22 protein-coding genes and 1 pseudogene are annotated in these 22441 nt (G+C 54.8%); 13 read left to right on the top strand and 10 right to left on the bottom strand.

The window, feature by feature from the left end:
- The first annotated feature begins 68 nt into the window (after positions 1–68).
- The 12 genes from OSC37_RS12100 (at position 69) to OSC37_RS12050 (ending at position 11720) form a co-directional block, all read left to right on the top strand.
- Positions 69–611 carry a TATA-box-binding protein gene (locus tag OSC37_RS12100; RefSeq protein WP_267161703.1) on the top strand — a complete coding sequence of 181 codons (543 nt, stop codon included), beginning with the start codon at positions 69–71 and terminating at the stop codon, positions 609–611.
- A gap of 123 nt (positions 612–734) precedes the next feature.
- Positions 735–2801, top strand: a complete 2067-nt coding sequence (locus OSC37_RS12095; protein WP_267161702.1) for an N-6 DNA methylase — start codon at positions 735–737, stop codon at positions 2799–2801.
- Positions 2794–3666 carry a hypothetical protein gene (locus OSC37_RS12090; protein ID WP_267161701.1) on the top strand — a complete coding sequence of 291 codons (873 nt, stop codon included), beginning with the start codon at positions 2794–2796 and terminating at the stop codon, positions 3664–3666. The genes OSC37_RS12095 and OSC37_RS12090 overlap by 8 nt, the downstream gene beginning before the upstream one ends.
- Positions 3663–4322, top strand: a complete 660-nt coding sequence (locus tag OSC37_RS12085; RefSeq protein WP_267161700.1) for an HFX_2341 family transcriptional regulator domain-containing protein — start codon at positions 3663–3665, stop codon at positions 4320–4322. Before OSC37_RS12090 ends, OSC37_RS12085 begins: the two co-directional genes overlap by 4 nt.
- A gap of 482 nt (positions 4323–4804) precedes the next feature.
- Positions 4805–5404, top strand: a complete 600-nt coding sequence (locus OSC37_RS19210) for a DUF8112 family protein (RefSeq protein ID WP_465261261.1) — start codon at positions 4805–4807, stop codon at positions 5402–5404.
- A gap of 2 nt (positions 5405–5406) precedes the next feature.
- Positions 5407–6372 (top strand): hypothetical protein, encoded by a 966-nt coding sequence (locus tag OSC37_RS12080; protein WP_267161699.1) that lies wholly within the window; start codon positions 5407–5409, stop codon positions 6370–6372.
- On the top strand, positions 6369–6662 hold the full coding sequence (locus OSC37_RS12075; RefSeq protein ID WP_267161698.1) for a hypothetical protein: 294 nt from the start codon (positions 6369–6371) through the stop codon (positions 6660–6662). The genes OSC37_RS12080 and OSC37_RS12075 overlap by 4 nt, the downstream gene beginning before the upstream one ends.
- Complete coding sequence (locus OSC37_RS12070; protein ID WP_267161697.1) at positions 6655–7497, top strand: DUF8168 family protein; 843 nt, start codon at positions 6655–6657, stop codon at positions 7495–7497. Before OSC37_RS12075 ends, OSC37_RS12070 begins: the two co-directional genes overlap by 8 nt.
- A gap of 448 nt (positions 7498–7945) precedes the next feature.
- Positions 7946–8935, top strand: coding sequence for a hypothetical protein (locus OSC37_RS12065; protein WP_267161696.1), 990 nt, complete (start codon positions 7946–7948; stop codon positions 8933–8935).
- A complete protein-coding gene (locus OSC37_RS12060; protein ID WP_267161695.1) occupies positions 8935–9600 on the top strand; it encodes a 3'-5' exonuclease family protein in 666 nt (221 codons plus the stop codon). The genes OSC37_RS12065 and OSC37_RS12060 overlap by 1 nt, the downstream gene beginning before the upstream one ends.
- Before the next feature lie 46 nt (positions 9601–9646).
- Positions 9647–10387: a hypothetical protein gene (locus OSC37_RS12055; RefSeq protein ID WP_267161694.1), complete on the top strand. Its 741-nt coding sequence runs from the start codon at positions 9647–9649 to the stop codon at positions 10385–10387.
- Positions 10388–10562: 175 nt separating this feature from the next.
- Complete coding sequence (locus OSC37_RS12050) at positions 10563–11720, top strand: hypothetical protein (protein WP_267161693.1); 1158 nt, start codon at positions 10563–10565, stop codon at positions 11718–11720.
- 122 nt (positions 11721–11842) lie between these two features.
- On the opposite strand, the gene OSC37_RS12045 is transcribed toward OSC37_RS12050, so the two are convergent.
- The 7 genes from OSC37_RS12045 to OSC37_RS12015 form a co-directional block, all read right to left on the bottom strand.
- On the bottom strand, positions 11843–13138 hold the full coding sequence (locus tag OSC37_RS12045) for a hypothetical protein (protein WP_267161692.1): 1296 nt from the start codon (positions 13136–13138) through the stop codon (positions 11843–11845).
- A 130-nt stretch (positions 13139–13268) separates the two neighbouring features.
- Positions 13269–14486 (bottom strand): hypothetical protein, encoded by a 1218-nt coding sequence (locus OSC37_RS12040; protein WP_267161691.1) that lies wholly within the window; start codon positions 14484–14486, stop codon positions 13269–13271.
- A 221-nt stretch (positions 14487–14707) separates the two neighbouring features.
- Entirely contained in the window at positions 14708–15751 is a 1044-nt protein-coding gene (locus OSC37_RS12035) for an HNH endonuclease (protein ID WP_267161690.1), read from the bottom strand.
- A 156-nt stretch (positions 15752–15907) separates the two neighbouring features.
- Complete coding sequence (locus OSC37_RS12030; RefSeq protein WP_267161689.1) at positions 15908–16423, bottom strand: DUF8154 family protein; 516 nt, start codon at positions 16421–16423, stop codon at positions 15908–15910.
- Positions 16416–17108, bottom strand: coding sequence for a nucleotidyltransferase domain-containing protein (locus OSC37_RS12025; RefSeq protein ID WP_267161688.1), 693 nt, complete (start codon positions 17106–17108; stop codon positions 16416–16418). Before OSC37_RS12025 ends, OSC37_RS12030 begins: the two co-directional genes overlap by 8 nt.
- Positions 17109–17185: 77 nt before the next feature.
- Complete coding sequence (locus OSC37_RS12020; RefSeq protein ID WP_267161687.1) at positions 17186–17350, bottom strand: hypothetical protein; 165 nt, start codon at positions 17348–17350, stop codon at positions 17186–17188.
- Positions 17351–17441: 91 nt separating this feature from the next.
- Complete coding sequence (locus OSC37_RS12015) at positions 17442–18008, bottom strand: DUF7342 family protein (RefSeq protein ID WP_267161686.1); 567 nt, start codon at positions 18006–18008, stop codon at positions 17442–17444.
- A 709-nt stretch (positions 18009–18717) separates the two neighbouring features.
- Between OSC37_RS12015 and OSC37_RS12010 the strand changes: the two genes are divergently transcribed.
- Positions 18718–19218: a hypothetical protein gene (locus OSC37_RS12010; protein ID WP_267161685.1), complete on the top strand. Its 501-nt coding sequence runs from the start codon at positions 18718–18720 to the stop codon at positions 19216–19218.
- Positions 19219–19399: 181 nt separating this feature from the next.
- Here OSC37_RS12010 and OSC37_RS12005 read toward each other — a convergent pair whose 3' ends face one another.
- The 3 genes and pseudogenes from OSC37_RS12005 to OSC37_RS12000 form a co-directional block, all read right to left on the bottom strand.
- Positions 19400–20200, bottom strand: coding sequence for a hypothetical protein (locus tag OSC37_RS12005; protein ID WP_267161684.1), 801 nt, complete (start codon positions 20198–20200; stop codon positions 19400–19402).
- A gap of 646 nt (positions 20201–20846) precedes the next feature.
- A complete protein-coding gene (locus OSC37_RS19000; protein WP_368409463.1) occupies positions 20847–21092 on the bottom strand; it encodes a monooxygenase family protein in 246 nt (81 codons plus the stop codon).
- Between the two features lie 135 nt (positions 21093–21227).
- Positions 21228–21299 (bottom strand): annotated as a pseudogene (locus OSC37_RS12000) (IS6 family transposase); the annotation flags it as partial.
- Positions 21300–22441: the final 1142 nt, after the last annotated feature.

Genomic DNA, 22441 nt, shown 5'->3' with positions numbered 1-22441 from the left:
GACTAGCGAGAGACATTACAGGGTTTAACTGAAGGTATTAACATAGTCTGAGGCAGAGAGATTATAAGATGGTAGAGGTCGTCAATGTCGTCGCTTCTGGCTCTCTCGGTGTGGAACTTGATCTTGAAGCTATTGCTGGCGACTTAGACGATATCGTAGACTACGACCCGGACAACTACCCCGGTGCGTATTTTCGATTTGGAGATTCTGCACCACTCATTACCCTCTATCGTACTGGCAAGTACATCGTTACTGGTGCGAGTTCGGAGGAAGAGGCTCACACCACGCGAGAGGATTTCCTAAACATCCTCACTGACCACGGGATTCTGCCTTCTGCTGAGGATGAATGGTTCCGGGTGCAGAATTACGTGTGTATGTCCCAGGTCGGGGAGAATCTGAACCTCTCTGCTCTGGCTATCGGTCTAGGTTTGGAGGTTACAGAATACGAGCCTGAGCAATTCCCTGGGCTGGTATTCCGACCAAGCGATCACGACTGCGTGTTACTGGTATTCGGATCTGGGAAGGTCATCATAACGGGTGCTACGAGTATCCCAGCCGCCGATGAGGCATTCGATTCCCTCAGAAAGCACATAGAAGACCTGTTTTCGTAGGCCATCTAATTCGACGATGTCTACTCATTATGCGCCACCCTTCACTTTCCCCAGGTAATAGTCAAAACTCGATTTTGACAGTCCGAGACAATACCTAAGTACCTCATCAACGCCCGTATTAATATGAACGAAGCCGGGTCCCTCGAAGAGGCAGTTAGTCTTCTGGAAGACAAGTATAGCGAAGAGCACGTCGTTGTCGAGCCTAATCTGAAGTCAGAGCAGGCCGTATATCCTGATATTGCTGTATTCAGGGATTCCGAACACACGAAACCGTTCTTGCTCGTTGAATGGAGTAGCCTGCGTACGAGTCATCGAGCTGAGCAGGACTTGAGCGAAATATCGGAAGCTGTCGCAGGAACTGGGGCACCCTATGGTGCTCTTCTCTCTCCGAGAGTTCAATTCATCTTCTCGGGAACCGGTCCTGAATACCACTCCTACGCCCACTTCCCGGAAATTGATGAAGAAGACCCCAGTGAGAGACGACAGGTACAGTCCCGAGCAGAACTTGACTTTTTGATTGACCGCTGTTTGGACGCGCAGGCTGAAGTTCGGCCAAGTCATGTCCGGAACGGTCAGGCCGCCGATGAATTGCTGGAGTCGCTCCATCTGTTGCTCGAACTGCGAAACACAAACGGGATTGGTCCACAGGAGATCGAACAGTCTACGATTTCCTCTCTCTATACTCAAATCGATGATCGCTATCAGTGGTACCAGCGCGGTGAGGAACTTGACCATCAGTTTCTGATTGCTGCCGCAGGGATCTTCCACGGGTTCTCCTTGGACGAAACAGAGGACAAAATCCTGGAGTCGCTCTTTGAAATCTCCGATGATGATCGTCGTGGTGGAGAATACGCTACCCCTCTGGAAGTCGCCAAGCAGATGGTTCGGCTAGCTGGTCCGAAGTCGGGCGACCTTGTCCTTGATCCAGCAGCGGGTCGCGGGACGATACTTTCACAGGCTGCCGGAGAGGGCGCTAATGGGGTTGGCGTAGAAATCAATCCTGCCGTATTGCGCATTGCGACGTTCTATGTCGATCTCTTCAAGCGGGATGTCGAGTTCACAGTGGGTGACTTCTTCGAAATGAAGGAAGACCTCATGTCCTATGGGGAGTTTGACCAAGTTATCGTTGATCCTCCATTCGGGATGAGGCTCGATACCGAGGAAGTTCCATATACGGACGAGCGTAAAAACCTCCAATCAGAGGAAGCCTTCATCGCTCAGGGACTATCTCTTCTAAAGAAGGGAGGGCGGCTTACGATCTCGGTTCCGTCCGGTTTTCTTCATAATGCTCGAAAAGGGTGGTTCCGTAAGAAGATTCTAGAGGAGTTCCAACTCGACTCGGTGATCCAGATCGTCAATGGACCGATCTATCGGTATACCTCCATCGACACAGCGTTCGTTACGATTACTAAGCAATCCCCCGCATCGGATCACAAAGTCCAGTATGCTGTTCTTGAATCGCCAGAGGACCCGCAGAATGCTCTCTCAAAAGCGGTATCGGAGGTAGAGGCGCAAAGTGCAGACTCAATTCTGCAGGCCAACCTGGAGGACTCTTGGAATATACGCTTAGTCACTAATCAACGCTCGATTCAAACTGCTCTGGAAGAGCAGTTCTCTCAGATAGTAGATCTGCACGACGTGGCCGAGGTTTCCACAGGGAATCCACCGAACAATCTTGTTGAAGAAGAGGACAAAAACACCCTCACTTACCTCTCGATTAGTGACATCGGGAAACGAAAGAGTCGTCATGGAGATCGGTATATCTCCAGAGATGAGGCTCGAATTATTGCTGACGATTCGTGTGTTCTCCTTGCCACCCTAGGTGAACACACCTACACTCATATCCCATCAGAGCCTCTGGCTCCGGCTCAGGATCTGGCTGTTCTTCGATTCGAATCACCTGAAGAAGCCTTAGTTTATGAGACGTTCTTGTCCTCTGAGCTTGGGAAAGAGCAGGTCGATGCCCTCAAGTCTGGATCCAGAATTCCCAGAGTGAATATCGGTGATCTCCGTGAGCTGAAGGTGCCCCTATTCTCAGAGGAGGAAAGACGCGAAAGAGCGGAGGCAATCAGAGAACACCAAGAGAAAGTCAGAGAACTCGAAGCCAAGCAGACTCAATTACAGGAGGAACGTAAGTCTCTCGTAGAGGATCCTAGTGAATTCCTCACCGGAGGTGACGACGATGAGTGATGCTGGACAGTCCAGCGAACAAGTGGACGGGACCGTCCTACAAGATCAAATCGAAGCCTGTGACGAAATTATGGATGGCATCATCGAGTCACACCAAGACCCCTCAATGTCGCCTGAGGAGGACCCACTCGAACAGGTCTATGGCCTCTACAAACATGTCCGAACGAACTCCATCCAAGCGTTCAATAATCGCTTCCAAGCATCTGCCTTATATGACGCCCTGAAATCACTATTTCGAAGTATTGGCAACGAGCGGGGCTACGAGCATCTGATGCACTACACAGACCGATACGGTAAAGAGAAAATCTCGGATAGTATCGACAACTGTGTCTACTGGTTCAAGCTCTACTCAGGAGTAATTCTTGAGACTCAGCCGGATATCACCTATGAATGGGCGGTTTCCCATTTCAAAGAACACCGTGATATGAGAGTTTCACATCCCGAGACTATTCAAGTCCCAAGCGAAGGGCCGGATCCCACATATGTAAGCTCTGTAGTTCCCCTTTGGTATGTCTTGGAAGATGTCCTTCGACTCTGGCGCAAGGTTCTTGATATGGACGAAGATGACCGGCAAGACCGTGAATACGTTCTCGAAGGTGAGATCAGCCCAGATGGCGGCTTGAAGACATACCGGTATGGGTTCATACGTGATCTCTCACATCGAGCGGACAAAGCCGACAAGGGGTACATCACGGACTACCAGACTGGCGAAGACGGTGGAGGCTGTGAGTTTGAGGTTGGAGACTCCGATTTCTTTCCCTCTGTAGGAGACGTTGTCCAGTACCGTGTAGCCGAAAATGAGGAAGAAATTGAACGAAGCTCCGGGACTCTTACCGTAAGAGATACTGTTACACTGGTTGAATGAGCGTCCATATTATTCCTCATGGCAGAGTGACTGAGCACATTAAACGAGGTCTGCGCGGACACAGCTCGGTCGAATATGTCCATTTGCTTGCTAGTCCGCGGTTCTTGGAGACTTCATATGAACTCGCCGAAGAGTTAGACGTGTTCGGTTACGAAGTCAATGTGCACGAGATCTCGGCGTTTGAGCTTCGAAGTGTGGTGGACACAATTGTCTCTATCGCCAAGGAACATCAGAGCGAAGAGCTCTATATCAACATAACTGGAGGTACCAACCTGATGGCAGGAGCTGCAACATCTTCGGCATTCTTCATCGGTGCAAGACCCTACTACGTATTAGAACCTCAGGAGGATGAGTCGATCGATGAACTAGTTGTATCCCTTCCGGCTCCCCGTCAGCCGTTGACCTTTGATCTAAGCGATCCCCAGCGCGAGGTGCTTGAGCAACTCGGTGAGTGGGATGTGAACGGAAGAGAGGGCGTAATCGGACGCGAAATCGGAGAGGTATTGGGTGAATCTGCTCAAAACATTAGCTATCACGTCGGTAAACTGGAGGGCAAAGGTCTAGTTGAGACGCACCCAACCGGGCGTCGAAAAGAAATTGTGCTAACTGATGTTGGAAGGCTATATCTTCGCTGGACTGGGGGTGAAGCGGGATAGACTGCCGATTATAGTAGTATAGAATACGGCGGCTCACTTGTACTTCTGACATTTACTCGGTCGTAATCCAAACCAATGAATTCCCCACCTTTCGGCTGCTAACCTTCCCTTCGGATTCGAGTGACTGGAGGCGCGTATATGCTGTCCGTCGGGTGCAGCCGACATTTTCTGCTATCTCCGAGGTCCCTGCCATCCCATCAAGTGTCTGGATGGCATCGATAAAATCAGAGTCTGGGTAGCTCGTCGTATATTTCCCAGAGTCTTCCTCTCTATCTTTCCCCGGCACAGGACTCAATTCGAAGACATCACCTATGTAGGTGATGGGTTGCCTACCATCTCCTTTATCGGAGATGGACAACGTTTATACCATTACACAGTATAGGAAATGGTGTGAAAGCCCAGTCCCAAGGGGCGTGGACCTGTCGAAAACGCCCGAGTGCTAGGGACACTCGGACTGGGTTTCACACTGCACGTGATAACCCATGGAAAAATCAAATCCGTCGAAGCAAGAGAGTGTCGGTGACCAGTTCATTGAAGACATATCACAATTAGAATGCTTTGCGCTCGGGGAAGGGGCCGCGGTTTGTGAATCCTGCGGTGAGGAACTGCGGGAAGGCGCACCGGTTGTTGTGTTTGCCTTCCGGCCGGTTGAGCAACCGGCTTTCGAGCTCGGGCACGTGAAATGTACTGAGTGCCGACACGAGCCGACGGAGTTTTTCACGCTCGGTGTGCGCGAGTTCGTGTTGGATGGCCGGATTGGGACGTGTACTGATCCTGCGACGCAGTCGTGGTGGCCTGTCTTGCTGGCCCCGCAGCCGCGTGCGGTGAGTCTGGCGGACACGACCTCGGTACAGCCTCTGCCGGGCGTGGCGTGGTTCCGCCGTCCGATTGCGCGTAGCGACGTATTCGCCGCTGCGGATCGTACATCGGTACGCAAACCCTGGCAGCGGCCGGTGGTGCGGGCTGACGGTTCGCCCCGCGATGGTGCGTCCGAGTCGGACGCTGGCTCGACGAGTGATGACGTGACTGAACGGACTTCCCCACATGCTGTTGATGGTGGCTGTCAGGGAGGTGCTCGGTGACGATGCATGGGGAGCAAGACGCGCAGGCCTTCGATGCGTCGCACCTCGACGTTGATTTCGATCTCCCACGTCCTGTTGATGAGATGGCGTTCCCTGACATCTACGTCGGGCTGGACATCGACTTGCTGGCACCCGGCGATGGTATCGTCACGGATCGGCATCATGCGTCGGCGGATCGGTACGAGGCGGATGATCCGCAGAATCAGATTGCAGGGCAGATTTCACCGTTCACGTTGTCGGGCTGGCTCCGGCACGGCTGTGAGCGGGTGGTGCAGACGGCGGGCGCGACGGCCTGCCATCCCGGCGAATCGAACGCGGACTACATGCTCGAAGACGTCTACGACCGTGATCTCGACAGCGGGTATCACGAGAAGGGGAGCTGTGTTGATGGCGATGGCGACGCAGGCTGTGTTGTTCACGACTTGTTCGGCGGGTTCGGTAATCGGGCGGGCCGCGTGATTCGCCGGCCGATCCGGTTTTCACCCATCCGCAGACAGGTGGATGTGACGAAGGGCGAGGCCGAAGCCCACTACCGGCAACTCAACACGCAGGTGCGGTCGCGGAATGCTGCGGATGAGGGGCAACCACTTCGGCAGGCGACGCGGGATGTCGTCGGGAATCTCGTGGGGACGTGGCGGCTCACGCTCCGGGAGTTGAAGCCCGAATACGTGGGGCTGCTCGTTGAGGCGATCGATTACTTGGATGCGCATAGCGATGAGTATGCGATGCAGCTTGGCGGTGCGCGGAATTTCGGTGCCGGGATTGTCGATGCTGAAGTGGTGAATCCGTTGTACTCGGATGCTGAGCTGCGGCGCGTGTATAATCGCGCGCAGGATGCGACGAGCGGGATGGGCACGAAGGATGAGGTGTGGCGGGAGCAGTGTCGTGCAGAGTTTGTGCGGGCGTTGCAGGCGCGGACGGCGGCGCGTGATGGTGACGTGTCGGTGCCTGGGGGTGAGTCGGTGTGACGGGGTCGGACGAGGCTGATGGTGGCGGTGTCGATGACGATGTGGACGCAGATGAGGATCTTGATGAGCTGGCTCCGGTGACATCGCCGTCGTCGTTGCGGACGGCGCAAGAGCAGGAGGGTGGGACGGATCGAGTAGTGGAGAGGGAGGATGACCACGCGGAGTCGGATCGGGATGAGTTGGATGAACTAGCCCCGGTGGTGTCGGGGGTGCGGACTGCCCAGAGCCAACCCGATGTGGCTGTTGGTGCGGATGATGACGGTGATGAGGAGTGTGGTGGTGATGACTGATTCGTCGGCGACTGCGGGCGCGGGCCGAGAGTCGGGTGACGGTGAGGCTGTGACGGATGTGGTTCTGATGCTGGCGGTGTATCGGCATGACGCCCACAAGCTGCGTGGGCGGTCGCATGCGGCGGCTCGTGACTGGGTTGCTGGTGTACGGGTGAATGAGACGGTGCCGTTGGGTGCGGATCGGGACGCGGCGTTGTTGAGCCGCCCGTCCGGGGAGCCGGAGCAGACGCTGGCTGCGCACGAGTCACCGTCGCGGGTGTCGCTGCTGACTGGTGACGTGGTACTGTCGGGCCCGGTTGACGCGGATGGTCGTGGCGCGGCTGTGCGGGAGTTAGTCCGGGTCGAGGACCCGGTGGCGATGCATGCGGCGTGGCTATCGTCGGACGTGGCGGGGCTGTTCAGCGAGTCGGTGTTCTACCCGTACACGTCGCTGCAGTATCACACGCTGTTGGCGGCGGCGCTGCTCGATAATTACCGCGCAGGGTTCGAGTTCGCGGATCTGTTCCTGGCGGTCGAGGATCCGGACGGGTCGGTGACGCCGCACCGGACGGTGCTCTCGACACCCGACATGCAGCTGTGCGTGACTGGTGAGCCGGGCGATCGCCCGGCTGCACGGCTTGCTGACGCGCCGGCGCGGTGCTTCGCGGACGTGTGGGCGCGCCTACCAGAACACCCGTTCGATGTGGATGGCGACCGGGTGTGGCGGGTGTTGGATGCGCAGTTGCGTCGCATCCGGTCGTGGTCGGCGGCGCTGCAATTCGTCGAGGAGTTTTGCCGGCGCTTCGACCCGGGCAGCGGTACGGGTCGCGGTGGTCGTCGTGGGGGTGGGAGGTGATGCCGGTTGGCTGGGGGTGCGGTGGTCGAGGTTGTGGTTGTCGTGACGGAGCGGCGGTGCTCGTGGTGGAGCACCGTTCGCGCCGGGCTGTGGCTGCTCGTGTGGCAGGCTGTGGTGGGCGTGCCGCTGCGAGTAGCAGTGAGAGTGACCGTGGGTGCGGTGAGCGAGGGCGACCGTCGGGATACGTGGTGGTGTCCCGACGTCGTTGCCCGACCGCTCACTGCGTCGGGCCGAGTGGGTCTGCGTGGCCGCTGCGACGGGTTCGCGCTCGGTCCAATGCTGAGTGGCGAGTGTGGAGAACACTTGAAACGGGGTGTGTCCCTGGTCGGGGAACACTTGAAACGGGGTGTGTGGGGGTGCAGTGGTGTCGTGAGTGCGGTGGTTGTCATCGTGTGCGTGGTGGCGCACGTTTGCGAAGTATCTGGAGTGGAAACGGAGGGGTGTGTGGATGACTGTCGTCCAGCAGGTGTTGTTCGAGCTGGACGGCTCGTACCTGGGGCACCCGTACTTCGTCACCGGAAATGCGCTGTTCAACGCGATTGCGCGGCGTGTTGACGAGCGGACGCGACGGGCGTTACACGTCAGTCACGGCGTGTTCGTCCCCGGAGAGTACGGCGAGTACCCGGCTGCGCATTCGCAGAACGGGTACGCCGGAAAACTCGGGCAGTCGCTGCCGCCGGTCGAGGCGTACGATGATTTGTTCGTGTTTCGTGACGCGGCTCAACGGTGGTTATTGGAGTCTCGGCCGCGAGATGCGCATAACACGCATGACACCGAGCGTCACGGCGACCGGGTAGCGTTCGCGTCGAAGTGTTTCTTCGGGCGACCGTCGGAGACGCGGAATTCGAAGCGGTCGGTGCAGTGGTTCATGCACTGCTACCTGCACGCGGATCGCGCCACGGACGATGTCCTGCCGCTCTCTGAGGACGTGCTTGATGGAGTCCGGGTTGGCGGGGCGCGGAACTACGGGTTTGGTGAGCTGTCGCTGGTGGACTCGCAGGTCGTGGATCTCGATGCGCTTGAGTACGGGCGACTCACGGATGGAGAGTCGGACGCGTACGTGCTTGAACTCGTGTCGCCGTACGTCCTGGCGAGTGAATGCCCGGGTGCGGATGACCAGTCGGTGCCGTGGTGGTGGGATGCGAAGATGGAGTCGTCGATGGTCGAGGTAGGGTCGGTGCCGGGGACGGTTGCGACGGATGGGCGGCGTGATGACGGGTTGCGGCGACGGGACACACGGCTCGTTGACGGTGGCGAGGCGTATCCAGTTGAGACGGTTGATCACGGGCAGGTGGTTGGGTACGCGGGGAGTGACCCGGTGGCGACGGCACGGAACGGCGTGTTACGGGTCGGGACGCATGCGAAGTATGGGTTCGGTGAGTTCCGCGTCCGGCCAGCTGGTGATGGTCGGGTAGAGCTACCTGCAGGTGATCGGTGATGGCGTTGGAGATGGTGCCGTTCGATATTGAGACGACCGGGTTCGACGTTTCGGATGAAGTGACGGTGGTTGGGTTCGAAGTGCCGCTTGGCTGCCGGGTGTTCCTGCAGGCGGACGCGGACACGGCCGGTGAACTGGAGGCGACCGTCTCGGAGCTGTGTGGAACGCATGTGAAGCTCTCGATACACGAGTCGGAGGCGGCGTTGTTGGAAACGGTTGGCGTGTTCGCGGAGAAGCGATTGTACGGTGATGACGTGTTGCTGGTGGCCTACAATGGTGAACGGTGGAAGGGCGGTTTCGACTTGCCGTTTTTGCGGACGCGGCTTGCGGCGACGGGCGTGGAGTGGCCGTTCCGCGACATGCCGTATGCGGATCTGCTCCCGGTGGTGACGCGGCGGTTTAACGTGACCGTGGATGGTGAGGACCGGTCAACGTTACCGGGGGCGTACGAGGCGCTCGTTGACGGGGACCTCAACGACCGCGATCCGTTCGATGATAGTGGAGAGGCGGTCACGGCGTTCGCGGAGGGGTGGTACGCTGACCTCGTGACGCACAACGTTGTTGACGTGCTGCGAACCGGCGCATTAGGCCAGGTGACGCGGCGGTACTGCTCAAAATCGGATTACTCACTGAAATCACTAACACCGACGATCCACGACACATGACACGACACACGAGCCAACAGCAGCAGAATCGACAGGTGAGTGGCGAATGAGTGGGTTCGAGATTTGGGGAGATGTTGACCGGTTTCGAACGGCGGGAACGGAATCGGTCAAGCACTTGTGGGCGAAAGTGGAGTTAGATCGGCGGCGGAAAGATGAACGTGAGCCGTGGTTCTCCGGCGAGTATCGATTTGAGAGGAAGTTTGCTGACCGGGTGCCGGATTGTCTGGTGTATGGCGGGCCGGTGAATCGGTGGATTGAGATCGTTGCTGGGAGTGACCAGCCGTACCGCGAAAAGACGCGGGAAGCGCTCCGCCTCGGGTGTGTCGTCCACTGGGTGTTCCACACGGAGCATCGTGAGCAGCAGGCAGCGGCGCGAGCGGCGCTTGAACCGGAGCTTGAAGGCCCGTTCGAGTTCGGCGAGTATGATCCGCGGGCGGGCGAGTTAGATGTGGGCACCCCAGTTACGTATAAGAACTACGCGTTCCCTGTCGAGGAATTCGCTGAGTTTCAGCCTGAGGAGATTCTCGGGTATCGGAAAGGGAAAGCGCGGATTGAGCGGCGGGCCTGTGGGTGGGATCTCGGGTTGTTTGACCTGGCAGGCAGTCACCGCCGGGTGATCGCTATGACTCGTGACGGCCGGCGTTTCAAGTCACTGGCACCAGGCCAACCCGATGAAGACGCTGTCTGGGATTTCCCAACGAAAGACGCGGTCAAAGCATTAATCGAGAACGGGCGGGTAACACGGCTCGGGCCAGTCGGGCAGCCCGGCGATCAGGACTCTCGATAGGCAGCTAATCAAGATCAGCCTGAGAGTTGCCGGAAAGAGCACCGGTACAGCGTGCCGGTGCCCGCTTCGCAGGAGAGTATGTTCGCCCAGCGATCGGTGGCTTAGTTGGTCTGTAGAGATCCAACAAAGACAAAATATAGAAAACAGTCTTACCATTTCTATTCCACTTACCCTCATGAGCGAGACAGTGCCGGACACTGCGTATATTAATCACGCTTGGTCAGACGCGGCTTGGAATCCAATCATTACCGCTCTCTACCGGAATCAGATGGCAGCCATACACTTTGGAGAGTATCCGGTTAGCTTTGATTCAGAAGAGTGGGGTGAAATCAAAGAAAAGAACACTCCCAAGAACTCCATCAACCGCTTGTGTGAGTACAATCGTGAAGGCCGCATCATAGCAGCTTCATATACTGGGCACCCGGGCTTATCTGGTGGACGATACGTCGGTACAGTTGGCCCAGCAGGAACCGGAAACGAAGCACAAAACCCTGAAATGTTGCTTCTTGTCTGTCGGTTTGGAACTGACGTAGACCCAGATGACGCTATCGTTGATACACTTCCCCTTCCGATCGGTGCTACGCAGAGCCAAATCGAGCCACGGCTAGACGAATTAACTGATGAAGCCTCGGATTATGTCCGGTCTGTCGTGGAACACGGAGGTGCCCCCGAAGAACAGTCTGACCAGTACAAAATTTTGAAGGGATTCCAACTGAACGAGATGGACGTTGGGTGGGTCTGGAATCAGGACTTTCCCGGGCTCTGGGCAGCGAACAATCGCGGGACGATTATGGGGTGGAACAAGGGAAATCAGCATCTCTACTCCGCATATTATAGCGTAGTGTCAGATGAGAATATTGACAGAGTGGATGATGTATATGATATTCTTGAAAAAGACAGATCAAGCGTCTGGGCTCTTTCCGAAGGACAACTTGAGGCACTCTGTGGGGAATACCTCCGGCGAAAGAACGACAATTATGTCGAGCTGATATCTGCCGGTGGTGCCTTATCTGACGCAGATATCTTTGGGGGGGTTGAGAACGCCTCCCGTGAGGTTCTCGCTCAAGTTACCTTTGAAACGGACACTGATAAGATCAAAGATAAGTTGCAACGCCTCCTAGCGTACGATTCTGATAGGTACGCGGCAGACATCTGGTTCTTTGGGCCGGAGTCTCAGGAACAACCGCTCCCGGAGGAAATCAAAGGCACTCCAGTAAGCGATGTGTATGTGCCTATTGAGGCGGTGTTTGAGGAATTTGAGACCGGGTTAGGCCCTGAATTTGTAGATCTGCTGTTGGCCGTTGATTTGACTCCTGGCCGTCCGAACATATGAGGCCGCGACCAAATTAAGAGATCATGAGTGGTATGAGGAAGAGCAGAGAATCCAGATAACCGGTAGACGCTATATCTACGGCAGACCACTTTTGTCTGGTACTGAGGTTTCAATAGAATCGTTTAAACCGGTGTGCCTGCGCTGGGTTTCGCTGGGAATTCATCCAGCAATGCAACGGCCTGTGTCAATTCGTGTTCTGATTGTGGGTAGACCGGTAGAGGGGCTTCTGTGTCTGGTGCGACTGGGACGTGGACTTGTTCGCCGTGGTCGAAGATGCCGAATCCGAAGAGTCGGAGCTGTTCTGATTCATCTGGCTGGGTTTGGGTGATGAATTTGAAGTCTGTGACTTGCTCGCCGTCACCGTAGCAGTCCCTGTAGGTCTGCGCAGTGTGGTCTACACGATCGCCTTGCTGAGCGCCCAGTGCGTCTTCGCCGTTACTGCCATTCGTTAAGCGGTCGTGGATGTGCTGGTACCACTGGTCGCAGATCGAGCCGTCACCGTACTCTACGTCGGAGTTTGGCGACGATAGGACGTGTTCGACATGATTTTGCAGGAGACGGAGTGCTTCGTATTGTTCGGTGAGTACTGAGCGTGGCGGCAGATCGACCGGGAAGTCTGCAAGGCGTTCTGCTGGAAGGATGACTCCGTGTTCGATGTCGTGTCGGTTTGTTAATTCGAATGAAGAGAGAGCTGCGAACCCGGCGGAGCCAACACCAAGCCCCCACACGTCACTGAGTTCGTCTCGGAGGGCTTCGTCGATTGACTCTGGCATGTCAGTCGGGATGGTGTAGGTCGTTTGCTCGTCGGACGGGACTTCGATGTAGATGTGAGAGCCGGTGGAGCCGTGTACGACTCGGTGTTTCCGGTGCTGTGATTCCCCGTCGAATGTTGCAGTGTCTCGGAGCCACTGGTACTGTAAGTAGGCACACAGGGCGATATCCAGGAGACGCTCACCCTCGTGGAACATATCGTTGTACTCGTGGATCGTCTCGTAGCTGTACCCGGCAGCGGCTGCGATTGCTTCGACGAGCGGTTCGATGAGAACAGGGGCGTTCCCGGTAAGCCCGAGTACCCATTTGGCTGCATCGCCGTCGAAGAGTTGGCTGACGCCGTGTGTCTCAATGAGTTGGAGTGCGACTTGCACGCGACTTTCGACTGACAGTTCGTCAGTCGCCCAGTCGATGTTGGTTATGTCTCCGATTGTGGGGTCGGTGAGGTCCGCTCCTTTGGTAGACAGGTGATCGAGGTCGTGGAGAAGGTAAAAGAGCTGATCGGGAAAGAACTCGTCAAGAGATCTACCGCTGCTTTTGACGATCTCGGCACCTCTGTCTGTGACTTGGAACGTGTTGACAGGGTTGTTGTCACCGGACGCGTGGATGAAGTAGCCGCCGTCTTTCCGACGCTTCAGCTTGGGCACGAGTAGTGGTCGTCACCACTACGAGAATAAACCCTAGGTACAGTATGGCTTCGACGCTCATCTGTTTACGACGTTTCGGACAGCCTCTTGGCGTCAAAGGTCGTCAATTCCAAGATGCACTTGCGTACTCTTAAATCGGATCAGGGATGGTGAGAACACCAGAATCCGGCACTTTGGAGAATCCAGGGAGGAATTTTTCGAGACACACGATGGAGCGATATGCACCGAGCTGTTGCTCCCGGACTGCTAATTTCTGGGTAGAGGTTAGGTCGTTCGGGGTTGTACGCCCAGCGGTATCGTACTTGTACTGGTCAGGCTGATCGAAGGTAGTTTCCCACTCGGTGATTTCGTAGTCTTGAATCGCCGCCTGATGCAGAATCTCAGAAGTCGTACTGGAGCAGTCAGTACGTCTCACAGTAGTCGTTACACTCTCCTGTGGGTTATCTGAATCTGCATTCACGGCTACCGATTTACCCTTGTTTTCCCACGGATAACTCCCCTGCAGGTGAATTCGGAACGCCTGCCAAGCAGATTTGAATAGTTGGTGTTTGTCTGCGTTAGTATCTACATCACGATAGTGCAAATCTGGCAATTCTGTCTTCTGAAAGGTTATTTCGGCTGTCGGACCTGGCGCATATACCTCCTTGAACAAGCAAGCAGGATGCGGAGCTTGGAATCTCACTTTGATCTGGTCCTCTGAGTTGTGGACCGACTCAACACTCCCTGGGTAGTCTGTAAACGCTTGGGCATAGACCGGTCCAAAGGGATGGTCTAAGATGTCCTCGACATCAGCTTCCCATCGGCGAATCGATTTCTGGACTAGATCTGGTAAGTGTTGATCGGCAACGAAGATTCGCTTGTGTATTCCCTGAAACGGGGTAGGCAAGTCAGCCGATGTTTCAGATTTGTTTTGCTGCTCCCTGAGCGATTCAGGATCTGGATAATCATCTTCCGACAGCGAAAGCCGATTAACATTTAATTCACGCTCAAGCTCTTGGAGAGCTTCTCTTCGTCCGCCATCATAGCGTTCGCAGAATCCTATGAGACGCTGATACTGTTTCGTGGACAACCCTGTTCTGACAGCGTGTGTATCCAAAGGATCGAGTGAATATTCGTCCGCAGATTCTGGTGGTTCTGAAGAAGCACCAGTCCAGAGAAGATCGACATCGAGCATTGCTTGAACCAACACTTGTGGCAGACGATCCTCTGAGTTGAATTTGACCCAGTCGATAAGCCGTTCTGCAACCGCAGTCGTCTGCAAGGTTGTAAATCCCTTGCCGGGAACGTGATCTACGATATAGTACCCTGATTTTGAACTTGATTTCTCGTACGATTTCAGGACACCCATACTATCAAGTCGAATGTGAGACCAGCTTATTGTGCTTTGGGTTGAGAAGGTACACGAATCCGGAACCAGACACTTGGTATCCCGCTGGTTGATCCGACGTGAGAAGCGACAGGAACCAGGGACAGTATGTACCAACTTCGTCTGAACGTTGGCCCCGAATCGGTTCTCCCGGATGAATTCTCATGATTTCTGCGGTCGTTGCAGCATCGAGATGTACGGCGCTATAGCCACGAGAGGCCAGTGTTGAGTTCCTCCAGGAACGACGGTTGTACTTGCGCGCCAGGTGGAAATGCGACTTGTTCGCCGTCACGGTTGAGAATGGTTTCGCGGAGGAATGGATGGGCTGGGTCGAATGAGGGGCTTGCTTGAATTTGATAGTTACTGTCGATGGTGAACAGCGCGGCGTCGAATGCGCGGTGGTGCAGCGAGTTCAACACGAGGACGTTGTCCGGATGTTCTGCGAGTTCAGGGCGTTGACTCCGTGGAAGGATGTGCGCGAGATCTAGCACCTCATCTTCTTGAATGCCGGTCAGGGTACACTCGTGGTTGTAACGGTCGAGTGCGTCTGTACGGAAGCCCTCACTCACGGTGATTTCGGACGTTTCATAACGGCGAATCCCGCCGCTCGAATCGAGAGGTTCACCAGTCGGCCACTGGGCAACCTCTCCGGTCTGAACCCAGTGCTGCCAGACGTCCGGTGCTGCGCTGTCGTCATTCTGCAGGGCACGCTCGTGCAGCCACGTGACGGGGATAGAGTTGGTGTTGAGGATCGAGAAGTGGAACTGGTAGTTCGGGACCTTCGTCCCGTCATCGGCCTGGTACGCGTGAACTTCGAAATGGTCGGGAACGCAGAGCCCACAGAACTCGACAACGCCCGATTCGGGTTTGCGGAAGACGAGGACTGGCGGGACGTCTTCACGCCGACTGGCCGCGGCGTTGTCGAAGGCGGCTTTGATTTTCTGATTCTGCGCGGAGTCATCGTAGGGGTTCGAGGCCTTTGCGTCGCCCCAGTAGCTGATGTAGCCGGCGTTGACGGCGAGCGTGTCCTCCCACGGGTCGTCGTGCTGGGAGATGCCGCTGTCGTTCGAGACGAGTACGAGCGCTGCAGGCGTATCAGACCGATCCGCACCGAGATCGCGGATCCCACCGGTGTTTTTGATACCGCTGTCAAGCGGGCCGCGGATCCACCGCAGGAACTGGTCGTCCGAATTGCGGTAACTCCCAGTGTCACGGTAGTGTTGTCCGACCCGAAACGCGTGTTGCATGATACCGCGGCATTACGTCTGTCAGCCAATAAATACCTGCGTGACACTTGAAAGATCGCTCAAGATGTGATTCGTGGGACTTGCGATAATCGCGTTTGGCATTGCTGGCCTCCCCGGTTTACTTTCTGTAGTCGGCTGGATGTGAACCAAGGTCCGTCAATCCAGAGAGTTGCAGACGCAGACCCCGCCTTCCCGGATCTGGTTGGTGACGTACTCGTGGACGCTTTGGGCGAGTTGCTGCATCGTCGCTGCTTGGCGTTCTGTTGGACGCCGGCCGCCGTAGTAACTGTCTGTGCGGTTGGTGTCGTACAACTGCCGAAGTTCACGCGTTGTTGTGTCGGAGAGGAGGCCGAGGGCGGTTGCGCGGTCGTAACAGGTGGTGTGGTCGTGAAAGTCTTCGAGGTCATCGCCGCCTTCGGCTAAGGCGTAGGCTTCGACTGAGCGTTCGGTCGCGCCGAAGCATAACTCGATTGTCGCGGTGTAGAAGCCTTGATCGGAGAGTGTATCGACTGCCGCCAACAGTCGGCATGCTTTCGTCAGCTGGGTTTTCCAGTCGGCGTCGGAATTAATTGCGTCTTCGCGCGTCGGGACGCCGTATCCTTCTTCGTTGAATGCGTCGATGGCTGCGGAGAGCGCTTCCGTGATCGTTTGTGGGTCGGAGTCTCTACTCATCGAGGTCACCGTGGAAAACCATCTGTCGAACAGTCTCGAATTTCTCTGAGTCGTAGACGACGAGGCCATCGCCGAGTACGTCGTGAAGCTCGTCAGTGTAATTCGGGACAGCTGGCAGCGATTCGATGTCGATTTCGTATGCGTACCGGCCGGTGTCAAATTCCTGGTCTTCGAGGTCTTGTCGAACGCGGTTCGCGGTTCGCTGATTCGCCATTCGGTCGTCTTCAACGAGGACCCACAGGTCGATGTCACTCCGTCGGTCAGCGTCGCCGCGCGCGACACTCCCGTACAGGATGATTCCGACTACATTGTCGAGTTGTTCGACTAGCTTATCGACAGCTGTACGGACTGGCGTGTGGAATTCGGCCTGCGGGATGTGCAGAACTGGATCGTCTGGCCGGGATAACCGCCCGGAGTTGATTTGGACTAACCGTGCGTTCCCGTCGCGCCGGTCGGTAACGATGTCGTTGGCGACTAAGATATCGACGGCCTTGGTGATGGTCGGCTGGGAGTAATCTACTGCGTCAGTCAGTTCGGTGATGGAGAATTCGTCGGTATGATACCGAGTTAAAAAGGAGAGAATGTCATGTACGGCCTGACTTTTGAAGATGTCTGCGTCCTGTGCGGGGATATCAAGCGAGATCGTCGCTCCGTTTCCCCTGTCAGTATTCGATCGGCTTTCCATACAAAACCATTCGGACGGCTAGGTACTTAAACTTCATATGAAATACTCCGTTCTACTTATATTGATCAGCGGTGGAGCTAGGCAATCGCCTCCGTGCCTTCCGCGATGAATGTACCATCATTACAGCCAGGGCTTTGTTCATCAACGAGTTCACCGATAGTCTTGACCGCGTTCGATCGACACTCGGGCTTTCTCGTCAGCGTCGACAGCGTTCGGCGCATACCCAGGGCGTGCTTGGACATCGTCGAAGCGAGCGCTTCGGGAGAAGTGCGGGGCGATCCGGGCGAGAATTTCAGTATCGATGGGGCGATACTTCGCGGATCGGCCGGGGTATCAGGCATCGATATGACTGAGAGTACCGGAAGTTGGGTGGTCACGTCGCGCCGCGTCGAGGAGGGCAGCTCTGCGTTCGAGCGTTTTCCACTCGGAGAGTGCTTCCCACGCGTCTTCAGTTGCCATGTCTTGACTGGCTTCGACGAGAGAGACGGCGTCAGGGTCGTCTGCGTCGAACTGATCTCTGTACTCGTCGATCTGTTCGATGGCATCTGAAAGCGCCTCGACAATCTCTTGGTCGGAGTATTCGTCGCGGATGCGGTCGATACGTCGCCACTGGAAGTACGCATCGTTGCGCTCATACCGGACGGGGCGGCCGTCGTGACGGTGAACCAATCGCATTCCGTCGAACCATTCCAAGTAGTCGCGGGCAGTCTCAGGATCGCAGTCAGCGAGATCGGCGATGTCAGAAACCTTCGTAGGGCTTCGAAGCCCGGTGACGATATCGAGGAGCCGCTCGCGGATCGGACCACCCTTAAGCAGCGAATCGGGCGACTCTAAATCATCGAGATCCGGCGGTGATTCGTCGCCAGCGTACGCATCGTCGGGGATATCAGTGAGATCCATTCGTGACGCCTCCGTGCCGAAGCTAACACTCGGACTGGTATATATCTATTATACGCTGAATTATTTCTGCTTCGGTATTCGACACTCTGAGAGCACCAGGACATCCTGGATTCAGAAATCCCGATTTCAACTGTAATGGAGGTGTCCCCTCTGCTTCTTCACTCTATTTTCGGGTACTGTGGTTTGCGAAGACATTCAACGGTGGGTATGGCCCTTGGCGATATGGTCGTACTGTGAATCGCTCCTGACTGCTCTCAATCGGCGTGTCCTTTTCGGCCCTTCCTGCGTTTCGGTTGGGATCGATGAGCGCCCCGGCTGCATCCCATTCACGGCGTTCAACGCGTTGCTAAGTGCTGCAAGTGCGCCCGCGGCGACTTACAAGCAGGTGATTTTGCGCGGCGAATGAGATCGTCTGTGGATTACGAAGAATTCGTTTCATCCGTGGTGGAGTATTGGCAGTATCACGTCGAATGGGTAAGGTGAAATCCGGCGGGAGACGCGGTGTATCGGTGGCTCCTTGGTCGGGTTGCTGAGAGCACGAGGGTTTATACCTGCGTGCTGGTTTTGCCTGTTCACCACGCGGCGATGTATGAGTCGCTTCACGGCGAATCCGCCGGTGTAACAACAGAATGCTATTCGAAAGAGAACGAGTTTGGAAACGAGAACAGGGTCATCCCATCGACGCGGACCCAGTGGTTGGTGTGAGAATATGAACGCTGCTACAAGATACGTGGAGACATCGAAGACGAACTCCCCAGTGCACGCGTATGTCGCAGATCATGGGCGAGGCGTCTCGAAAAGTGATATCGAACAGACGACGGTTGCTGGTCGGTCGATAACCCTCTCTACCGACGTGGATACTGACGACCAGAATCTTATCGCGGACGGGATTCAGGCCACTAACCCGACCGAAAAGGAGTGTTTCGCTAATGCACTGAGGATGTGGAAGCATAACTCCAGACTCAAATACGTCGAAGGATTCGCAGCGATGAATGGCCTGGACGCCGGTGGCTTCGAGCACGCGTGGTGTCTGCTCGATGGTGAGCATCTCGTTGATCCGACGACAGCGTCGTTTGACCACTACTACGGAGTTGTCATCGACGATCCGGAAATCCTCCACCGGTACGCCGAAGAGTGCCCTCACGAAGGGATTCTGGGCAATCACAAGGACCGATACGCGTTTCTTCGAGACCGAGGATACGTCGATTGATCTGAGACAATAGATAGGATTCTTTACCGCGATATCGTGTCGATGAGCTGTTACCCTGATTGACGGACTGGGGAAGCGTGCCAGTTCTAGTCACTGTTCGCACAGACCAAACTCTACTCCTCGTCGTCACAAGATTTCGTCCAGCTGAGCAGTACGTATACTTTCCAACAAGAGTGCCTAGTTAGAAAATGTCGGGTTCTTTATGCCGGTCAGCAATAGATTTCATTTCCTTCGATAGAGGATATAAATAGTCGTCTTCTCGGTTGTATTTGATATCCGTGTTGTGTGATGAGATTTCCTCAAACTTGTTTCTCACCGTTCTGTGAGTTACCCCTTCTCCAAGAGTTGCTGCCGCGGTCGCCACCGTATATTGATTCCCTGTCCCTACAGACTCAAGAAAGCCCTCTAGTATTATTTCTCTCATATCATCCTCATCACGCAGTACTGGTGGCTTATCTCGCAGGTCTTGTTCAGACAGATCAACCTCTGAAATTGGCACGAACAAGGTCGGTTGATTTGGATGGTATGTGTAGCCCGTTTGTTCTAATACGCGGGGGAGATACTCTTTCTGAGCATATTCTCCCGAACTAATTCCAGCTGCTTCTTCATCAACAGCTTCGTTGAAATCATCAAGCGTAAAGCGTGATGGAGTTACTGCTTCGATGATTGATTCAGTGCGGCGTGGTACTGCATCCTTAGCAGACGTTTGGGAGGCAACGAAATTCTGGATACGATCTAATCGAGCAGTTACTTTCGATTCGATCTGATTACCACCTGCGTACGCCTGCATAACAGATTCAACGAGTTCGCTCGCGTAGGTTACATCAGACGCCGTTTGTGCTTCTTTTTTCAGTGCGTTTCGAACTTCAGAGTGAATTCGATACCCGACTACTTCTGAATCACCAGCCCGATCCGGTTCGGGATTTTTATTTTCAGCCGGGTCTTCACCAAGAGAGCGCGATAACTCGTGAGCTGTGTCCACTAGTTTGGACAACTCCCCGTCTCCAATCACTACTCGTAACTCTCGTTCCAACTCAGTCCCGGCATACGGCGCTAAAGTCCCGAACTTCTCTAAGATCCTGTTCTCGTACCGCTGTTTTATTTTCGAGTTGATCCGGAGGCTCAGTGACTCGCGGGAGTTGGATGGTTCGGTCATTAGCCCCACTCCGTAATCGTACTGGTTACACTATCATTGATGATGTAACCAGTACGATTACATTGTACGGTTGTTGTTACAACCGACTTCGCTCTTTCATCATCTGCTTGCCCGCAGTGGCGATAGAAACAGGACGTTTTAGCGGCTTTACCTAGTGATCTATCCGTCTGGACTTTACTCCCCCGCTCACACGCTGAACGATACAGCGAAAATAAAAACTGACTCAGTCTATCTCTTTCCGGTGCGCAACGCCCGAATGCGAACGCTGCTTGGCTGTTCGCCTTCTGTACTATCAATTTCATTTATTACTTATCGTGGAGTTTAAAAACGATTTGCAAAGTTGGTTCCTAATGCGACATCCTCTTATAAGATGACACACACGTTTCCGAGTCGAGTATCCCCGAACCGACCGGTGCACGATTGAACGCGTCGTCCGCCTCCTCAGTCACCGATGGTACCCGATCTCTGTTGCTCACGTCATGTTGGGAGGATGAACAGGGGAATCAAATCCGTCGATGTGTCCAAGCCGACCGGTAGCAGTCTGCCGCTGATCCGAGGCAGAGACGATTTGGGTTTCATCACTTGCAGCTAATCCGTGGGGTGACATATTGTTGTAGACCGTCTCGTACTCGTCAGGTTGGACGACGTACGTTTCGTCCCAGATACCGACCGCAATGTCTCTTTCATTCCGTCTTCGTAGTAGGAGCGTGTCATACAATAGTTCTCGATCAGAACTTTTCGTGCATCATCGTCTGAATAGAAGCAGAACTGCGGTGTTTCCTTGAATCAGGCGTGAGATAAAACAGTCAATATCTCTGCGGAGAGGGTATGAGACGTATTCTATGACACGCTGTGCGAAGCTGAACGATCTGAGCCAGTCGTCGGCGGTTTCTGCGTCGGCGTTGCTGAAACAGTTTGAGAAACAAAGAAAATGTAGAGACATTCCGCGATGAATACGCACAAATGGCGATTCACGAGAAGGCGATGGAGAACACGCCGCTCGTCGGTGCCGTAGTTGTTGCAACGCTCCTGTTGCTGGGTGGAATTCTTATTGTTAGTGGTGTAATCTGAACTCGACAGTCGATTATAGACTGTGTCACGAGAGGATCCTCGGATCGATTCTCCACGACTTGGGTACAACCCCAAGCAACGCCCCTCACGGAGTAGTAATTATTAGTTCCACAAACTGACACAACAACGCAAGCCATCCTCACTCAAGGCGCGTGAAAGAGTGACGCCCACCGGCGCAAGGGCTCAGGCTTCCGGGGGGTAAATCCCCCTCCCACCCTCTATATCAACCACCTCCTTCGGACGAAAACGGCCGGTATAGACCCGCGCCAAACACCGATTACAGGATTAAATCGCTTGGCGCAGCTTCTAAATCTCTTAGAACCTGCGCGTTCTAAATCGACGTGTAACAGCTGGTCACCGATCTACCCAAATTTACATTGGTATCTGTAATGGCCTACTGAAAACCATCGCAATGCAACAGGGTGATGTCGTCGTCAAATCGGGTGTATCGGCAGATACCGGAACCACAGAAATCGGCCACCCTAATTGTCCCAAATCCTGCCAATTGAAAGCTGTAATGCGGGAACGAAAACCCACACACGGCGCGCAGATATTTTGCAATGTAAATGTACGACGAATTGAGGAAAACCCGGCACAGGTTGGAATCGTCATAGGAACTCCAAACTCGGGGCGTCAATCACGAGGAACAAGCCATTCCAGACCAATCACTATTTAGATAGGAATGAGAGATGAGTGTAATTGATATTCTCAATGCTTCTCTAGAAGCTGGGATACGCCGATCTCCGCATTAGTAATGTATTTTTTCAATGTAGCATGGGAAAGCACGCTACTGAAGCGTTAATGTAAATCCCACACGGAAATTGCCGAAAGCCATCGTCAAAATTGTCAGGCTATATATGGTGAATTCCCCCCGAGACCCCCGATTCACGTCGTATATGATCCTTCAATCACCCGCTACAGAAAAAGTAATATATATGATAATAGGGACGAGTCGCCGGTGTTTATCCGAAAACATACCGCGTATAGACTACATGC

Source organism: Halovenus salina, assembly GCF_026410925.1.
GTDB classification, from domain to species: Archaea; Halobacteriota; Halobacteria; order Halobacteriales; family Haloarculaceae; genus Halovenus; species Halovenus salina.
This window is presented reverse-complemented; position numbering and strand designations above follow the sequence as displayed.